Origin of the sequence: Tropicimonas sp. IMCC34043 (assembly GCF_003390845.1) — a bacterium.
In the GTDB taxonomy this organism is placed as follows: domain Bacteria; phylum Pseudomonadota; class Alphaproteobacteria; order Rhodobacterales; family Rhodobacteraceae; genus Tropicimonas.
In genome coordinates this window covers 108,849-125,215 of the sequence record NZ_QMEK01000009.1, presented here as the reverse complement: position 1 = coordinate 125,215, position 16,367 = coordinate 108,849, and the positions used below count along the sequence as shown (strand labels likewise).

Annotated in this window: 15 protein-coding genes; 6 read left to right on the top strand and 9 right to left on the bottom strand. The window is 67.0% G+C overall.

Translation table 11 applies throughout. The features are described from left to right. Nucleotides 1–708: 708 nt before the first annotated feature. Nucleotides 709–1,731, top strand: a complete 1,023-nt coding sequence (locus tag DQG17_RS21135; protein WP_116134995.1) for an aspartate-semialdehyde dehydrogenase — start codon at nt 709–711, stop codon at nt 1,729–1,731. Nucleotides 1,732–1,844: 113 nt separating this feature from the next. Here DQG17_RS21135 and DQG17_RS21130 read toward each other — a convergent pair whose 3' ends face one another. After that, a complete protein-coding gene (locus tag DQG17_RS21130) occupies nt 1,845–2,525 on the bottom strand; it encodes a carbonic anhydrase (RefSeq protein WP_116134993.1) in 681 nt (226 codons plus the stop codon). Between the two features lie 161 nt (nt 2,526–2,686). Here DQG17_RS21130 and DQG17_RS21125 point away from each other — a divergent pair, with 161 nt between their 5' ends. From DQG17_RS21125 to DQG17_RS21115, 3 genes are all read left to right on the top strand, one after another. Next, nucleotides 2,687–3,061 (top strand): hypothetical protein, encoded by a 375-nt coding sequence (locus tag DQG17_RS21125; protein ID WP_116134991.1) that lies wholly within the window; start codon nt 2,687–2,689, stop codon nt 3,059–3,061. A 62-nt stretch (nt 3,062–3,123) separates the two neighbouring features. Next, nucleotides 3,124–4,497 (top strand): M17 family metallopeptidase, encoded by a 1,374-nt coding sequence (locus DQG17_RS21120; RefSeq protein ID WP_116134989.1) that lies wholly within the window; start codon nt 3,124–3,126, stop codon nt 4,495–4,497. Continuing rightward, nucleotides 4,494–5,345: a C40 family peptidase gene (locus tag DQG17_RS21115; protein ID WP_116134987.1), complete on the top strand. Its 852-nt coding sequence runs from the start codon at nt 4,494–4,496 to the stop codon at nt 5,343–5,345. Before DQG17_RS21120 ends, DQG17_RS21115 begins: the two co-directional genes overlap by 4 nt. A 43-nt stretch (nt 5,346–5,388) precedes the next feature. On the opposite strand, the gene DQG17_RS21110 is transcribed toward DQG17_RS21115, so the two are convergent. The 3 genes from DQG17_RS21110 to DQG17_RS21100 form a co-directional block, all read right to left on the bottom strand. Next, nucleotides 5,389–6,303: an EamA/RhaT family transporter gene (locus tag DQG17_RS21110; protein WP_116134985.1), complete on the bottom strand. Its 915-nt coding sequence runs from the start codon at nt 6,301–6,303 to the stop codon at nt 5,389–5,391. 16 nt (nt 6,304–6,319) lie between these two features. Further along, complete coding sequence (locus DQG17_RS21105; protein WP_116134983.1) at nt 6,320–7,363, bottom strand: aldo/keto reductase; 1,044 nt, start codon at nt 7,361–7,363, stop codon at nt 6,320–6,322. Between the two features lie 96 nt (nt 7,364–7,459). Then, nucleotides 7,460–8,446: a D-glycerate dehydrogenase gene (locus DQG17_RS21100; RefSeq protein ID WP_116134981.1), complete on the bottom strand. Its 987-nt coding sequence runs from the start codon at nt 8,444–8,446 to the stop codon at nt 7,460–7,462. A 99-nt stretch (nt 8,447–8,545) separates the two neighbouring features. Between DQG17_RS21100 and DQG17_RS21095 the strand changes: the two genes are divergently transcribed. Further along, nucleotides 8,546–9,085 carry an SH3 domain-containing protein gene (locus tag DQG17_RS21095; protein WP_116134979.1) on the top strand — a complete coding sequence of 180 codons (540 nt, stop codon included), beginning with the start codon at nt 8,546–8,548 and terminating at the stop codon, nt 9,083–9,085. Between the two features lie 126 nt (nt 9,086–9,211). Beyond that, on the top strand, nt 9,212–9,970 hold the full coding sequence (locus DQG17_RS21090; protein WP_198666232.1) for an ion transporter: 759 nt from the start codon (nt 9,212–9,214) through the stop codon (nt 9,968–9,970). A 48-nt stretch (nt 9,971–10,018) separates the two neighbouring features. Here the strand turns inward: DQG17_RS21090 and DQG17_RS21085 are convergent, their stop codons facing one another. Genes DQG17_RS21085 through DQG17_RS21065 form a run of 5 tightly spaced genes read right to left on the bottom strand, consistent with a single transcriptional unit; the run spans nt 10,019 to nt 16,355 of the window. After that, a complete protein-coding gene (locus DQG17_RS21085) occupies nt 10,019–11,788 on the bottom strand; it encodes a BatD family protein (protein ID WP_157973706.1) in 1,770 nt (589 codons plus the stop codon). 27 nt (nt 11,789–11,815) lie between these two features. Further along, nucleotides 11,816–13,864, bottom strand: a complete 2,049-nt coding sequence (locus tag DQG17_RS21080; protein ID WP_116134975.1) for a VWA domain-containing protein — start codon at nt 13,862–13,864, stop codon at nt 11,816–11,818. Between the two features lie 3 nt (nt 13,865–13,867). Beyond that, on the bottom strand, nt 13,868–14,893 hold the full coding sequence (locus tag DQG17_RS21075) for a VWA domain-containing protein (RefSeq protein WP_232829530.1): 1,026 nt from the start codon (nt 14,891–14,893) through the stop codon (nt 13,868–13,870). Beyond that, nucleotides 14,893–15,429, bottom strand: coding sequence for a DUF4381 domain-containing protein (locus DQG17_RS21070; RefSeq protein ID WP_116134971.1), 537 nt, complete (start codon nt 15,427–15,429; stop codon nt 14,893–14,895). The genes DQG17_RS21075 and DQG17_RS21070 overlap by 1 nt, the downstream gene beginning before the upstream one ends. Further along, on the bottom strand, nt 15,426–16,355 hold the full coding sequence (locus DQG17_RS21065; RefSeq protein WP_116134970.1) for a DUF58 domain-containing protein: 930 nt from the start codon (nt 16,353–16,355) through the stop codon (nt 15,426–15,428). The genes DQG17_RS21070 and DQG17_RS21065 overlap by 4 nt, the downstream gene beginning before the upstream one ends. Nucleotides 16,356–16,367: the final 12 nt, after the last annotated feature.

Below are 16,367 nucleotides of genomic sequence, written 5' to 3'. Positions count from 1 at the left end.
GCGCCCAATTCCTATCAGGCGCGCCAGCCTCATAATCCTCTCGATGTCGTCCCGCTTCCCTCAGTCAGCGTTCCCGCCAACCCCGTTCCGCGTCCCGTCAGCGCCCTCAGCGCCGCCGGTGAAGGGGCTTTTAGGGATAGTGGCTGGTGGCCGCAAGCAGATTTTGGAAGAAACATGACGTTTTTTCGATGATCTCACAAAAAGTACTTATTTTCATGCGCTTATGACTGAAATAGAGCAGCGGCCTGCAGGGACTCCGGCGGGGATTGCCGATCCGGACAGCCAGAATCGCGGGGATTCGGCTGCGATGACAGCCGCCGAGAGAGTCGTTTTTCGCCGCCACACCGCGAGTCCCCGCGAAAATGCCGATTGAGCGTGGACGGCATCGGCCGACTCGTCGTCCCCGGGGCGTGGAATGCTCCACGACGGGCGACTCGCGACACTGACAGGGAGCGGCGCGGAGAATCCCGGGTGAGCCCCGACGGTCGACGCCGGCCGCGCCCCCCTTATATGTGTCGCGCTCCGCCCAACTGGCGGAAGGCCGGGTGGGCCGGCCGAGACATACGGGCCGCCTCTTGTGCCTGCCCATGACATATGCCGCCCATGCAGCACACGGGAACGCGACATTCCCTGGCCGCGGGCGCTTTGCGCTTCCCCGACATACGCTTGCCTGATATGAGGCCGGGTCTTTTCAATGGAGGACTTCTGATGGGGTATCGGGTCGTCGTCGTTGGCGCCACGGGCAATGTGGGCCGCGAGATGCTGAACATTCTGGCCGAACGCCAGTTCCCGGTTGACGAAATTGTCGCGCTTGCCAGCCGCAAGTCGCTCGGCACCGAAGTCGGCTTCGGTGACGCAACCCTCAAGACCAAGGACCTCGACACCTTCGACTTTACCGGCTGGGACATTGCGCTGTTTGCGGTCGGCTCGGACGCAACCAAGATCTACGCGCCCAAGGCGGCGGCCACGGGCTGCGTGGTGATCGACAACTCGTCGCTCTATCGCTACGACCCGCTGATTCCGCTGATCGTCCCCGAGGTGAACCCCGAGGCGATCATGGGCTATTCCAAGCGCAACATCATCGCCAACCCGAATTGTTCGACCGCCCAGATGGTGGTGGCGTTGAAGCCGCTGCACGACCGGGCACGGATCAAACGGGTCGTGGTCTCGACCTACCAGTCCGTCTCGGGCGCCGGCAAGGAAGGCATCGACGAGCTCTGGGACCAGACCAAGGGCATGTATGTGCCGGGCCAGGAGGTCGCGCCGTCGAAGTTCACCAAGCAGATCGCCTTCAACGTGATCCCGCACATCGATGTCTTCCTCGACGATGGATCGACCAAGGAAGAATGGAAGATGGTCGCCGAGACCAAGAAGATCGTCGATGCCAACATCAAGGTCACCGCGACCTGCGTTCGGGTGCCGGTCTTTGTCGGCCATTCCGAGGCGATCAACATCGAGTTCGAGGATTTCCTCGACGAGCATGAAGCACGCGATATCCTGCGCGAAGCGCCCGGCGTCATGGTGATCGACAAGCGCGAGGACGGCGGCTACATCACCCCGGTCGAATGCGTCGGCGATTATGCGACCTACATCAGCCGGATCCGCCAGGATTCGACGATCGACAACGGGCTGAACCTCTGGTGCGTCTCGGACAACCTGCGCAAGGGCGCGGCACTGAATGCGGTGCAGATCGCCGAGCTGCTGGGCAACCGGGTCCTCAAGAAGGGCTGAGCCCGCGTTTCAGGTTCCCCCGCGCGGCGGCGAAAGCCGCCGCGCCACGCCCAACGCCGGCCAAGTGGCCCCGCCACGCCGGACCGGGGGCGGGAAAGCCCAGCCATCTTTCGTCAGATTTCGATGAAGCCGCCCAGATCCGGCAGATAGTGTTCGAGCTTGCCCGCGCCGATATCGAACCAGATGCCGTGCAGCGACAGCCGCTCGGCCTCGACCGCCTCGCGCACGAAGGGGAATTGCCAGAGGTTCTCGAGCGCGATCACCACGGTTTCCTTTTCCATCGCCCGGATCTGCTCCTTTTCGGTTTCGAGCCGGGAGACGCGGTCAAAGGCCGGGCGCAGGATCTCGAGCCAGCGGCCGACAAAGCTGCCCTTGTCCTCCAGTTCGGGCGCATGTCCCGAGCACATCTTGTGACAGCCCTGGATCCCGCCGCAGTCGGAATGGCCGACCACGATCACATGGGCCACGCGCAGCACCGAAACCGCATATTCGACCGCAGCCGACGTGCCGTGCGGATCGCCGTCGGGCAGATAGGGCGGGACCACATTGGCGATGTTGCGGTGCAGGAAGATGTCGCCGGTATCGGCGCTGAACACTGCGTTCACATCAACCCGGCTGTCGCAGCAGGCAATCGCCATGATCCGCGGATTCTGTCCTTCTTCGGCCAGTTTCCGATACCAGATCCTGTTTTCGCTATAGGTCGTTGCCCGCCAGCCGTGATAGCGCGTCGCCAGATAGGGAGGCAACGGCCGGGATTGCACGGCATTCACTGGCAGCTTCGGATCCTCGCTCATCGTTGCACCCCGTGTGTCGCGTCGCCCCCCCGGGGATAGGCTGGAATTCTCCGAAATTCGAGCGGAAACTGTCGGCCGGCCCTAACCCTTTGTTCAACAAGCGTTCCGATGATTGCGCCACAACCAAGGCGCACAGTTTTTGGACGAGGGGCAACTGAGCGATGCGCGCGATTCACTTCCCGGACGAACAACTCCGGCTCGATTCCGACAATCTCGACCTGCTGGTGACACAGCTCGGCGCCCGCGAGGCGGAAAACGTTCTCTACAAGGCGCTCGACGATCTGGCGCGGCGGCTGTGCGATCTGTCGGCGCTGCACCGGGCCGGTCACTGGCTGCAGCTTGCCGGGACCGCGCGGCGGATGGCGGCAATCGCCCGCCCGATCGGCCTCGGGCTGCTGGCGCGGGTCGCCTGCGACGTCGCCTGGAACGCCGAATGCGGCGATACGGTGGCGCTGGCCGCAACGCTGTCTCGGCTCGAACGGATCGGCGATCACTCCTTCGCCGAGTTGTGGAATCAGGCCGACCGGCGGGTCTGATCCGCCCTTGCGGGTGCCACCCGAGGCGCTAGGGTCCGGTGACCAAACCAGAGGGGCCCCGCATGACACTCGCCTTCGCCGAACCCGACCAGCCGTCGATATCGCTCTATATTCTGTCCCAGGACGATCGCGAGGCATGGGACCTGCCTGCCGAGGCGATGGCCTGGCTGACGCGGATCGGCTTTTCCGGCGATATCGGCGAGGCGGCGCTCTGCCCGGTGGGCGAGGGTGCGATTGCGGTGGCAGGCTTTGGCTCTGCCGCCTCGAGGCAGCGCGGGCGGTTCCACCTTGCCGCCGCCGCGGCCCGGTTGCCGGCCGGGAACTATCGTCTCGCCGGCGTTCCGGCCGAGGCGGATCTGTCGGTCGAGGCTCTCGGCTGGCTGCTCGCGGGCTATGGTTTCGACCGTTATCGTCCGGCCAATGGCGCCAAGGCCCGGCTGGTCGCGCCCGAGGGCGTCGATGCCGCGCGCCTTCTCACCCTCGCCCGGGGCGAGGCGCTGACCCGCGATCTGATCAACACCCCCGCCAACGACCTCGGCCCGGCCGAGCTTGAAGCCGCCGCGGGCGCCGTGGCCGAGGCAGCGGGCGCCCGTATCTCCGTCACCACGGGCGAAGACCTGCTGGCGGCGAATTGTCCGCTGATCCACGCGGTCGGACGCGCCTCGCCCCGCGCGCCGCGGCTGATCGATCTGTCCTGGGGCAGTTCGGGGCCGTCGCTGACGCTGGTCGGCAAGGGTGTCTGCTTTGACACCGGCGGGCTGAACCTCAAGCCCGGCAGTTCCATGGGCCTGATGAAGAAGGACATGGGAGGAGCGGCAACCGTGCTCGGGCTCGCGCAGTCGATCATGGCGCTTGGCCTGCCGCTGCGCCTGCGGGTGCTGATCCCGGCGGTCGAGAACAGCGTTTCGGGCAATGCCTTCCGGCCGCAGGACGTGCTGCTTTCGCGCAAGGGATTGACGGTCGAGATCAACAATACCGATGCAGAGGGCCGGCTGGTGCTGGCCGATGCGCTGGCGTTCGGCGCCGAGGCCGCCCCCGATCTGATGATCTCGATGGCGACGCTGACCGGCGCAGCCCGCGTCGCTGTCGGCCCCGATATCGCCCCCTTCTTTGCCGACGACGACACCCTTGCCGCAGCCGTCCAGTCTGCCGGCGCGACAGTCGCCGACCCGGTCTGGCGGATGCCGTTCCACACCCCCTATGAATCGATGATCGAACCCGGAATTGCCGATCTCGACAATGCGCCGTCGGGCGGGATGGCAGGGTCTATCACCGCCGCATTGTTCCTGCGCCGCTTTGCGACGGGGGCCGGATCCTATGCACATTTCGACATCTATGGCTGGCAGCCCGTCGCGGCCCCGGCCCGGCCCAAGGGCGGCGTCGGTCAGGCCGCCCGCGCCCTGATCGAGGCGCTGCCCGAGGCATTGAAGCTGTGAGCGACCGCCGGACAACCCCCGCAAATGACCGCGTCGCCGCGCTGGAACTGCGCGGGCACCTCGCCGACCGCCGCTTTGTCGCTGGCGACTGGCACCGGCTCGCCGTGCCGGTCGCCGACCTGCTTGACGCTCCGGACGGCGCGCGCGATCGCCAGCTCGTCTTTGGCCAGCGCCTGCGGGTGTTCGAGGTTCGGGACGGGTTTTCTTTCCTGCAGGCGGAACGCGACGGTTATGTCGGATACCTCGATGCCACCTCGCTTGGCGCCGACCGCGACGCAAGCCACAGGGTCATCGCACCGGCCACACATCGTTATCCCGCCCCCGACATCAAGCGGCGCGAAATCGGCTGGCTCTCTTTCGGATCGGAAGTTTCCGTGCTCGGTATCGAAGGCGCTTTCGCCGAACTGGCCGAAGGCGGTTTTGTCCCCGCCCGCCACATCGCGCCGCTCGGCGACCCGCTGTCCGACCCGGTCGCAGTGGCGCGTCTGTTTCTTGGCACACCCTATCTTTGGGGCGGAAACTCGCGCGCCGGCATCGATTGTTCGGGACTGGTTCAGGCCGCACTTGTCGCCTGCGGCCTCCCCTGCCCCGGCGACAGCGATCAGCAATGCGAAACGCTCGGCACCGCGCTTGCGGCTGGCAGCGCGCCGCAGGCGGGCGATCTGTTCTTCTGGCGCGGGCATGTGGCAATGGCCAGTGGCCCCGGCACCATGATCCATGCCAACGCCCATCACATGGCGGTGGCCGAGGAACCGATTGCCCCGGCGATGGCCCGCATTGCCGCCACCGACACCGGCCCCCTGATGGCCCACCGGCGCATCGCCGGGCTGGCCGGCAACTCCGGCTAGCCGATCCGGCATGCCAAGGGCGCGACGGGTGCGCGATGGATGCTCAGGTGACCAGCACCAGCACCACGAGGCTCGCCATCAACAGCGCGATGCCGGCCGACTCGCGCCGACTGAGCCGTTCGTGAAAGATCAGCGCCCCGCCGACGACACTGAACAGCAGTTCGACTTGCCCCAGCGCATAGACATAGGCGGCGGTTTGCAGCGCGAAGGCCACGAACCAGCAGAAACTGCCGGCAAGGCCAGCAAGCCCGACCGCCAGCCCCGGCCTCCAGGCTGCCAGCACCTTGCCGATCTGCGCCCGGTCGCGGGCCAGAAACCACACCAGCATGGCGAAGGTCTGCACCCAGGTCACCAGAACCAGCGCCAGCCCCGCCCGCATCGCCACCGGCCCATCGCCAAGGCTGAGCGTCGCGCCGCGATAGCCGACACCCGCAAGCGCGAAGAACGCGCCGCTGGTCAGCCCGAGCCCCACGGCCGGTGACATCAGCGCCGCCCAGACCCCCCGTCGCCCGCCCGCGGCATCGCGGCCGGGGTCGGACAGCACCAGCAGCGCCGCCAGCCCCAGAAGCACCGCGGCAAAACCCGCGGGCGTGACCCCTTCGCCCAGCAGCAGCCAGCCGACGAGCACGGTCTGCAACACCTCGGACTTCTTGAAGGTGATGCCGACGGCAAAGTTGCGGCGCTGGAACAGTGCCACAACGCAGACGGTCGCAAGTATCTGCGCCAGCCCGCCGGTCAGCGCCCATGCCCAGAAGGTTCCCGTCGGCACCGGCAAGGCCACGCCGGTCGCAGTGACGCCAAGCCCGAAGGCGAGGCTCAACATGGGCGCGGCCCACAGGAACCGCGCCCAGGTCGCTCCGACAGACGACAGCCCGGCCAGGCTCAGCCGTTTCTGCAGCGCAAATCGGACGGTCTGAAACAGCGCCGCCGCCAGGGTTGCCGCGATCCAGGGTTCCATCGACCGCCTGTCCGGCTCAGTAGGGCATGGGATGGGCGCGGTGGACGGCGTTCAGATCGGCCATCACCGCCTCGTCAAGGCTCTGGCCCTGTCCCGCCAGGATATGGTCAAGCTGCGCCTCGGTCGTCGCACCGACAATGACCGAGCCCATGAAGGGCCGCGCGGCACAGAACGCCAGTGCCATATGGACGATATCGAGCCCATGGGCCTCGGCAACCGCGGCATAGGCCTCGACCGCCGCCATCGCCCGGTCGCTTGCCCGCCCGCCAAGATTATGGCTGCCCACCGCCATCCGGCTGCCCTCGGGAACGGCACCGTTGCGGTACTTGCCGCTCAAGAGCCCGGTCGCCAGCGGCGAATAGGCCATAAGCCCCACCTGCTCGGCCAGCGCCAGTTCGGCCAGATCGGTGTCGAACAGCCGGCACATCAGCGAATATTCGTTCTGGATCGACACCATCCGCGGCGTCCCGGTCTCGGCCGCCAGCTTGAGCCATTGCGCGGTGCCCCAGGCGGTTTCGTTCGACAACCCGAAGGCACGCACCTTGCCGGCGCGGGTCAGTTCGTCCATCGCCTCCAGCACTTCGACCATGTTGGTCTCGATCGCGGCCGGGTCGCGGCCAGACGGATCGAACGCCCAGTTCTGGCGGAAGTGATAGGATCCGCGGTTCGGCCAATGCAGCTGAAACAGGTCGATCCAGCCGGTCTGCAACCGCTTGAGCGAGGCTTCGACGGCCTCGACCAGGGTCTCGCCGTCGATCCCGCGGCCCGGACGCACAGCTTCGCTTGGCCCCGCGATCTTGGTCGCCAGCACCATCTCGTCGCGCCGCCCCGAGGCCGCGATCCAGCGCCCGATAATGGTTTCGGTCAGGCCCACGGTTTCGGCCCGCACCGGGTTGACCGGATACATCTCGGCTGTGTCGACGAAATTGATGCCACCATCCAGTGCCTTCGAAAGCTGCCGGTGGGCATCATCCTCGGGGGTCTGGGTACCGAAGGTCATGGTGCCAAGACAGAATTCGCTGACCACGATCTGCGAGCTGCCGAGGGTCCTTGTTCGCATGTCACTCTCCAAAAGCAAACTGGCAGAGCGCATTGACCGCTCTGCCGGTAATCCTCCCATTTTTCCTGAAACGCCGCCCCCCTCCGGGCGGCAGGTCTAGAGCATCGGCGGCACGACCAGATCGGGCGGGCGGTGCCCGTCCTCGAAGGTCTTGATGTTGACGATCACCTTCTCGCCCATCTCGACCCGGCCTTCGACCGTGGCCGAACCCATCTGCGGCAGCAGCACCACGTTGGGAAGGTCGCGAAGCCGCGGGTTGATATCCGTGCCGCGTTCATAGACGTCAAGCCCCGCCCCCGCAATTTCGCCCGCCCGCAACATCCGCGTCAGCGCGTTCTCGTCAATGACCTCGCCGCGCGAGGTGTTGACGATCACCGCCGTCGGTTTCATCAGCTTCAGCCGCCGGGCGTTCACCAGATGAAACGTCGACGGCGTGTGCGGGCAGTTGATGCTGAGGATATCCATCCGGCTGACCATCTGGTCGAGGCTGTCCCACCAGGTCGCGCCAAGTTCTTGCTCGACCTCGGGGCGCAGCCGCCGCCGGTTGTGATAATGAACCTGCATCCCGAACACCCCGGCGCGGCGTGCCACCGCGGTGCCGATCCGGCCCATGCCGAGGATCCCCAGACGGCGTCCGCCCAGCCTCCCGCCAAGGAAGGCGGTCGGCGCCCAACCCTCCCACTTGCCCATCTGCATCACCGCAAGCCCCTCGGGGATCCGCCGGGTGACGGCGAGGATCAGCGCCATCGCCATGTCGGCCGTGTCCTCGGTGGTGACGTCGGGGGTGTTCGTGACCAGGACACCGCGCTGGCGCGCCGATGTGACGTCGATATTGTCAACCCCTGCGCCAAAGTTGGCGACCAGTTTCAACCGGTCGCTGGCCTGCGCCAGCATCCCTGCGTCGATCTGGTCGGTCACCGTCGGCACCAGCACATCGGCCCTCTGCATCGCCCCAACCAGCTCTTCCCGGTTCCAGGGCGTGTCCTCGCTACGCAGCTCGACATTGAAAAGTTCGGCCATCCGGGATTCGACGACCTCTGGCAACCGTCGCGTGACGACAACACTCAGGGGTTCCGTAGGCATCCTGCTCCTCCTCGTATTTCCACGTCCGCGGCTCGCTGGCACATTGGTCGGGAAAGTGGCGAGGCACAAGCGCCCCCCGAAAACGAGCGACAAAAAGACATGGGACGACAGGCAGGCGGACCCCGTGTGGGCCACATATCGAATCTGATACTCGGTGCAATCCTTGCGGTCCTGCTGACCGCGACCGGGCTTCTTGCCGCCCAGCAAGCGGATCTCGGGCCGGTCACCAACCTGCCGATACCGCGATATGTCTCGCTCAAGTCCTCCGAATGCAACGCCCGCCGCGGTCCGTCGCTGACGCACCGGATCGACTGGGTCTTTACCCGCCGCGCCATGCCCCTGCAGGTGACGGCTGAACACGGCCACTGGCGACTGGTGCGCGACAAGGACGGGGTCGGGGGCTGGGTTCATTATTCGTTGCTGTCGGGTGTGCGCACGGTTCTGATCGAACAGGACATGGTCGAAATGCTCGGCCAGCCCTACGCCGAGGCGCCGGTGGTGGCCCAGGCAGAGGCCGGTGTGGTCGCGCGGCTTGGCGAATGCACCCTCGACTGGTGCCGCATCACGGCAGGTGGCGAGCGCGGCTGGGTGCAGAAGACGGCACTCTGGGGCGTCGACGCCGACGAGGTCCGTCCCTGAACGCACGTGCGCGGGTGACCTGCCGCAGCCGCCATTTGACCGGCCGCTGACCTTGACCCGACGGTTCGCTTTTCTCCCGGCCCTGAGATAGGATCGACGCTGAACAGCGAGGGGACCAGATCAATCGTGCTGGCACAGATCCGCTCTCTCTATGAAGACGACACGCCAGCCGGGCACCGGTTCCGCTATGGCCTGCTGATCTTCGATCTCGCCACCATTGCCTTTGTCATCGTCACCACCTTCTTTCCGCGCAGCCGCCCCGAGGAAGCCATCGATCTGGTTCTGGGCGTTGTGGTGCTGGCCGACTTTCTTGCCCGTATGGCCATCGAGCGCCCGTTTTCGAAGTTCGTTCTGCGGCCGGCAAGCTGGATCGATCTGATCACGGTAATTTCCTTCCTCGCCCCGATCGTTGGCGAGGGCTTCGGGTTTCTGCGGATCCTGCGCACACTGCGGTTGCTGCGCACCTATCAGTTGCTCGACCGGCTGCGGCAGGATTTCCCCTATTTTCGCCACCACGAAGAGGTTCTGCTGGCAACGATCAACCTCACTGTCTTCCTGTTCGTGATGACCGGGCTGATCTATACCACCCAGCATGGCGCGAACCCGCAGATCGCCAATTATGCCGACGCGCTCTATTTCACTGTCACAACGCTCACCACGACCGGCTTTGGCGACATCACGCTGACCGGCACCGGGGGCCGGCTGCTTTCGGTCGGGGTGATGATCTTCGGTGTCACGCTGTTCCTGCGGCTGGCGCAGGTGCTGTTCCGCCCGCCCAAAGTGAACCAGCCCTGCCCGCATTGCGGGTTGAAGCTGCACGATGCCGACGCCGTCCACTGCAAGCATTGCGGCGCCACGATCTATATCGAGACCGAGGGCCTGTGATCCGCCGTCCCTGGGGGCAGCGGCCCGCACGACTGGTACCCCGCCGCGTCACTGATACAGTGGCGGCAGGTCACCAATGTGCCGCGGGTTTGTCCCGCGCGTGCCAAGATCCCGCAGCAGCGCATCGAAGGCCGCAGCCAGCCGGTCGCCCTGCCAACTGCCTTCACCTGCCGCCGCGCCATAGAGGCCCGTTTCAAGCGTCCGCAGCTCGGCCCGGAACCCCGCCGCCGCAGGCGTTGCCAGCGCATCGGGATTGATGCCGCTTGCCGTCATCCACGCATGGAGCCGCGCAAAGGCCTGCGCAGCATCGTTGCGCCTGCAGGCCTTTCTCGCCGCCGCGGCAAAGCCCGCGATCTGCGCCAGCCGTTCGGCCTCGCCCTTCGCCGCGGCCCGCAACGGCACCGGCCTGCGCCGCAACCACATCCAGCCACCGACCGCCAAGACCAGTACGGCCCCCAGCCCAAAGGCGCCGACGGGCAGGATCGGTGCCGGGCTTGCCGGTGCCGCGGTTTCGGCCGCCGCCGAGACCACAGGTTCGGCCGCCTGTGGCGGCGCGGGCGGGGCGGGCGCGATGGCGGTTCCCTCGACCGTGACCGTCTCGGCCGCAATCGTGGCAGTCTTCTGCGTTCCATCGGTGGTATCGAGCCACTGGACCGAAATCGCCGGCAGGGTCAGGGTGCCGGGACGGGTCGGCACCACCGACACCGAGTATTGCTTGACCGCCGCAGTGCCCTTGGCGGTATCGACGGACTGATCGTCGACGCGATCGACATAGACCTTGGCGCCGTCGATATCGCTGAAGTCGAGATCCGGAAGCTGTTCCTTCGACGCCCCCAGCGCCACGATCCGCACGACGCGCGATGCCGCCTCGCCCACCTTGAAGGTCGGCGCCTCGGGCTGCCAGCTGGCGGTCAGATCGACGTTCTTGGCCGGCAAGAACCAGTCGGTGGCCGCCCCCGGCCGCGGCTTGATGTCGAGCGTGATCGCCTGTGACCGGGCCACGACCTCGCGGCCGGGCTGCAGCACGTTGCCGAACATCGAGCCGGCAAAGCCCGCACCGCCGAACTGGCGCCGGATCTGGTCGAACACCTGGCCGTCGGGAAAGCCCGGTGACCGGGCGCCCGGATCGTCCGCCACGCCGCGCAGCGTGACCGGCGGCAAGACCAGCTTGCCGCTTTTCTGCGGCGTGATCATATAGGTCCGCTCGACCACCGTCACCGGCTTGCCGTCCACCGTGTCCTGGCGGGTCTTGTCCTCGCCGGTTCGGGTGACGATCACGTCGGGCGCCGTGGGGTCGCCCAGTTCGGCACTGCGCAGGGCCGCCCCGGCCGTGATCCGGACCGTGACCGGAATCTCCTGCTGGACGTAATAGCTGCCATCGGGCACCGACATGTCCACCTGCAGACCATCGTCCTGCACCTCGGCGCGCGGCAGGCTGGCGGGATCGACAACCTCGACGCTGATCGGCTGCGTCGCCTCGGCGCCGACCGTCAGCGCCGGAATGGTCAGCTTGCCGGTCTGTTTCGGGGTCAGCGTGATGGTCCAGCCATGGCTTCGCGAGACCTTGCCATTGACGATGTTGGTCATCGAGCTTTGGCCCGTGCCGCCAATCGTGAAGTCCTGCTGCAGCGGCGACAGGTCGGGGGTGGCATCGCCGGATTTGCCGGTCGCACGAAGATCGAGGGTGAAGCTGTCGCCGAGTGCCAGCGTCGGGCGGCTGACCGTCGCCTGAACCTCGGCCAGCGCCGGAAGGGCCGCCGCAATCCCCCATGCCAGCACGCAGGGCAGAACAATCCGTTGAAACCTTGCTGTTTTCATCGTGAGATCCCCATCGGTGCCATGCAATTACTGCCTGCGGGCATAATATTGACGGATCCGCGCACGCAGCAGCCCCGAAGCGTCGTCGGGCACGCTGCGCAGCATCTGTTCGTTGGCCTGCTGCTGTTCGGTCATGCCAGACCCCGAGCTTGCAGCCTGTGCAGGTGCGGAGGTCTGGCCGCTGTCGTCGGCCGGTTCCCCGGCATCGCCTTTGTCGTCCAGCGCCGCATCCATCGCTTCCTGGAAAGCAGTATTCTGCGTGTCCGCGCTGTCGGCACCAGAATTGGCCTCGGCCTGTCCATCCTGCGGCTGTCCGTCCTGCTGTTGTGCGCCGGCGGCCGTTTGCCGGGCCTGCGTCTGGGTCTGGTCCTGATCTTTGCTCGGCTGCGGCTGCGCCTGCCCGCCCTGCCCCTGGCCATCTTGCGGCTGGTTCTGCGCCGGCTTCTGGTCCTGACTTCCGTCGCCGCCCTGCTGGCTTTGCGCCTGCTGCTGATCCTGACCTTCGCCGCCACCCTGCTGGTCCTGGGATTGCTGCTGGTCCTGACCGCCGCCGTCGCTTTGCTGGTTCTGGTCTTGACCCTCACCACCACCCTGCTGGTCCTGCGCCTGCTGCTGGTCCTGACTGTCGCCACCCTGTTGCTGCTGTTGCTTGTCCTGTTGCTGTTGTTGCTGCTGCTTCTGCTGCTCCTTCAACAGCTTTTCCACCAGATCGCGGTTGAACTGCGCGTCGGCATTGTCAGGCTGCAGCTTCAGGGCGTGATCATAGGCATCGAGCGCGCCCTTCAGGTCACCGGATCGGGCCAGCGCGTTGCCGCGATTATAGGCGGCCTCTGGCGTGTCGTTGCCGGCCAGCGCACCCGCCGCCGCCGCATAGTCGCCAGCGCGGTAGAGCGCGGCAGCGCGCCAGTCCGTATCCTCGAACCCCTGCGCGGCGGAGGCGTAATCCTCGGCCCCAAAGGCCGTCGCCGCCTTCTGGTCCGGGGTCTTCCAAAGACCGGAAAGGTCGGCCGCCTCGGCGCGGCCACCGGCGATGCCGCCCATCAACCCGAGCGCCAACGGCAGCGCGAACAGAAGTCCGCGCCGAAACGCCAGCGGAGCGAGAAGCACCGGGATCAGCAGCAGCCAGTATCCCATGTCGGCCCAGCGGTCGGCCCTAAAATCGTCGCTCAGCGCCTGCGCGCCCGCCCGGTCGCCCAGGGTATCGGGCAGAATGCGGGCGACGTCGGTGCCATCGGCGGTCAGCGCGACAGAGCTGCCGCCCCCCGCCTCGGCGATACGGCGCAGGCCATCGGCATCGAAATCGGCGTGCAGGGCCGCGCCGTTCGGGCCCGTGATGGCGTGGCCCTCGGCCGTCTGCAGCGCCGCGCCGTCGTCGGTGCCGATTTCGATCACCTCGACCTGATATCCCGCCTTGCGCGCCGCATTTGCCGCGGCGATGGCATCGGCCGGATGCGATCCCGCGCCGTCGGCAAGCAGCACGATGCGGCCCGTCCCTGCACCCGCGTGGTCCAGCAGCTCGGTCGCCTTGGCGATGGCCAGATCGGCGCGGTTGCCCAGCACCGGCATCAGGCCGCTCGAAAGCTCGGGCAGCATCTGGCGGATGACCTCGGCGTCGGCGGTCAGAGGCGAGGCGACGAAGGGCCGGTCGGAATAGATCACGAGGCCGATGTCGCCGCCCTCCTGCCGGTCGAGGATATCGCGCAACTTGTGCCCGGCCCGGGTCAGGCGCGAGGGCTTGATGTCGTCGGCGTTCATCGACTGTGCAAGGCTCAGCGCCACCACCACCGGGGGTTTGGCCTGAAAGGTCGGCTGTTCGATCTTTGTCCAGGTCGGTCCGGCCATGGCAAGGGTCGCGGCCAAGAGCCCGGCACCGAGTGCGGCGGGCATCCAGCGCGACCGCTTCCCGTCACCGCCGCCGACCGTCAGCGCGGCCAGAAGATGGGGATCGACAAGCTTGCTCCAGGCGCTGTCGGTCGTTGCGCGCCGCTTGCGCAGCGCCTCGGCGATCAGCCAGGCGGAAGGGATCAGCAGCAGCAGCCACAGGGGCCGGAGGAAGAAGAAATCGTTCAGGGGCATGGGTCAGGCTCCGGCAGTCTTGGGGGATCGCGCGGAAATGCGGCGGCGCCAGGGGGTGGTGATTGCTGCCCCCAGGCCAAAGCTCAGAACCAGCGCCGCGCCAAGCGGCCAATAGAACAGGGCGACGCTGGGACGGATCATCCGGGGCTTGTCCAGCACCGGCTCCAGCCGATCGATCTGATGATAGACCTGTGCCAGCCCTTCGACATCGCGGGCGCGGAAATAGGCGCCGCCGGTTTCGTCGGCGATATTCTTCAGCGTCGCCTCGTCCAGACCGGCCGAGGGATTGACGATCTGGGGGCCAAAGGCTGTCTGAACGCGCATGGGGCCGGCGCCGACGCCAATGGTATAGATCCGGATGCCATAGTCCTTGGCAAGTTTCGCGGCCTGCAACGGGTCGACCGCACCTGCGTTGCTGGCACCATCGGTCAGCAGGACCAGCACGCGGCTGTCTTTCGGGCGATCCTTCAGCCGCTTTGCGCTGACCGCAATGGCATCCCCGATGGCGGTCTTCTGGCCGGTCAGACCGACCTGAGCCTCGTTCAACAGCGTCGCCACGACCTCGCGATCAAAGGTCAGCGGCGCCTGCAGATAGGCGCGGTCGGAAAACAGCACCAGCCCGATGCGGTCGCCCGCGCGCCGGGCGATGAAATCCTGCGCCGCCTCGCGGACCACGTTCAGACGGGTGGTCGCACGGCCGTCGAGGGCAAAATCCTGTTCGCCCATGCTGCCCGACAGGTCGATGGCCATCATGATGTCACGACCCTCCACCGGCAGCGGAGTTTCGGGACCGACAAGCATCGGGCGGGCAAGGGATGCAACCAGCAACAGCCAGATCAGGCTGGCCACGATCAGCCGCGGCCAGTTGGCGGGGCGAATACCGGCACCAGACTGGCCGCCGGCCGCAAGCTGGCGATAGAACGGCAGTTTCAGCGCGCCGGCCGCCGGCACCGCGGCGGGTTTCGCGAACCGGCGCAGCAGTAACGGCAACGGCAGCAACAGAAAGGCCAGCGGCCAGGCGAAATGCATCAGGCGTTCCTCCGGATCCAGCCCTCGGCTGCGGTGATGAGGGCGACGCGGTCGGGCGCCGGGCCGATCCGCCCGGCATCGACATAGGGCGCCGTGGCGATGAAACGGGCGATGTCGACCGGCATTGCCCCGGGGGCCTCGGTCAGCCGGGCGATCCAGGGCGCACCATGGGCGGCGACAAGCTGTCTGGCGTCATCGCGTTGCAGCACCACACGCTTCAGCAACACGTCGATACGTTCGGCCAGCGGCACGACGGCGAGGGCCTCGTTGCGGCGCAGCGCCTTCAGCTCGCCAAGCGCGCGGTGGCGGGTGGTGCGGCGGCGGTGACGAACAACCAGCACCAGACCGACCGCCATCGCGACGATCAGGCCCGCCAGTACCCACCAGCCGGGGGCCAGTGGCCACCACGAGACCGCAGGTGGCAGGTGGATATCGCGCAACTGGTCGAGCCCGGCCGCGATGTCGGGCGACAGCGCCGGGGTCTGGGCCGCAACCGGTGGCTGAATTGGCGGTTGGGTCGGGATCTGCGGGGTCATGCGGCGCTCCTTCCCCGCGCCTTGCGGCGATGCGGGGAAAGCGCGGCCCCGGGCGGGGCCGATGTGGGCAGCGCGAGGAAGGCCATCCCGCGCTGGCGGCTCAGAGTCTCGATCCGCGCCTTGCGGGCCTCGAAGGCGCTCGCATGGGCCTCGATCGCCGCCCGCGGCAGCGCCGACAGCAGCGTTACCGCCTCGCCGTCGGAAATCCGCTGCGCGCCGTGCGGCAGCATCGCGTCAAGCTGGTCATAGATCAGCAGGTTGCTGACATGGGCGTGCATCGACAGCCGCTTGATCGCCCGTTCGGTGCGCTCGTCATAATCGGCGAAGTCGCTGATCAGGAATACCAGCGTTCCGGGGCGGCTGACGTGGCGCAGCCGGTCGATTGCGGTGTGAAGCGGCGGTTCCTCTTGCGCCGCGGCGGGCTGGGTGGCCGCGCTCAGCGCCTTGAGAAACCGAAGGATGGCCGCGGTATTGCGGGTGGCGGGAAAGCTGTCGCTGCCGCCCGGCCGCAGAAGGAATCCCCCGACCCGGTCGCCGCCGTCGATCCCGACCCAGGCGAGTTCGGCCGCAATGGTCGCGGCCAGCACCGATTTGAACCGCACCCGCGTGCCGAATTGCATCGCGGCGCGCAGATCGGCAAGGATCAGAACCGGACGCTCGCGCTCTTCGTGGAACAGCTTGGTGTGCAACTCGCCGGTGCGCGCGGTCAGCCGCCAGTCGATGGCGCGCACATCGTCGCCCGGCTGATAGATCCGCGCCTCGTCAAACTCCATGCCGCGCCCGCGAAAGATCGACCGCTTGGTGCCGAACTGATGCGTGCGCACCTTGCCGCCCGGCGCGAAGCCGGTGGTGCGCCGGTCGGGCCGGCATTGCACGAGCGTCGCCAAAGAAACGGTGGTGCCGTCGTCCTGGGGGATGTCTTTCATCGGGGTCTTCCC

Coding starts and splice junctions, on each gene's coding strand:
- DQG17_RS21135 (WP_116134995.1), top strand. CDS start 709: ATGGGGTATCGGGTCGTCGTCGTTGGCGCCACGGGCAATGTGGGCCGC.
- DQG17_RS21130 (WP_116134993.1), bottom strand. CDS start 2,525: ATGAGCGAGGATCCGAAGCTGCCAGTGAATGCCGTGCAATCCCGGCCG.
- DQG17_RS21125 (WP_116134991.1), top strand. CDS start 2,687: ATGCGCGCGATTCACTTCCCGGACGAACAACTCCGGCTCGATTCCGAC.
- DQG17_RS21120 (WP_116134989.1), top strand. CDS start 3,124: ATGACACTCGCCTTCGCCGAACCCGACCAGCCGTCGATATCGCTCTAT.
- DQG17_RS21110 (WP_116134985.1), bottom strand. CDS start 6,303: ATGGAACCCTGGATCGCGGCAACCCTGGCGGCGGCGCTGTTTCAGACC.
- DQG17_RS21105 (WP_116134983.1), bottom strand. CDS start 7,363: ATGCGAACAAGGACCCTCGGCAGCTCGCAGATCGTGGTCAGCGAATTC.
- DQG17_RS21100 (WP_116134981.1), bottom strand. CDS start 8,446: ATGCCTACGGAACCCCTGAGTGTTGTCGTCACGCGACGGTTGCCAGAG.
- DQG17_RS21095 (WP_116134979.1), top strand. CDS start 8,546: ATGGGACGACAGGCAGGCGGACCCCGTGTGGGCCACATATCGAATCTG.
- DQG17_RS21085 (WP_157973706.1), bottom strand. CDS start 11,788: ATGAAAACAGCAAGGTTTCAACGGATTGTTCTGCCCTGCGTGCTGGCA.
- DQG17_RS21080 (WP_116134975.1), bottom strand. CDS start 13,864: ATGCCCCTGAACGATTTCTTCTTCCTCCGGCCCCTGTGGCTGCTGCTG.
- DQG17_RS21075 (WP_232829530.1), bottom strand. CDS start 14,893: ATGCATTTCGCCTGGCCGCTGGCCTTTCTGTTGCTGCCGTTGCCGTTA.
- DQG17_RS21070 (WP_116134971.1), bottom strand. CDS start 15,429: ATGACCCCGCAGATCCCGACCCAACCGCCAATTCAGCCACCGGTTGCG.
- DQG17_RS21065 (WP_116134970.1), bottom strand. CDS start 16,355: ATGAAAGACATCCCCCAGGACGACGGCACCACCGTTTCTTTGGCGACG.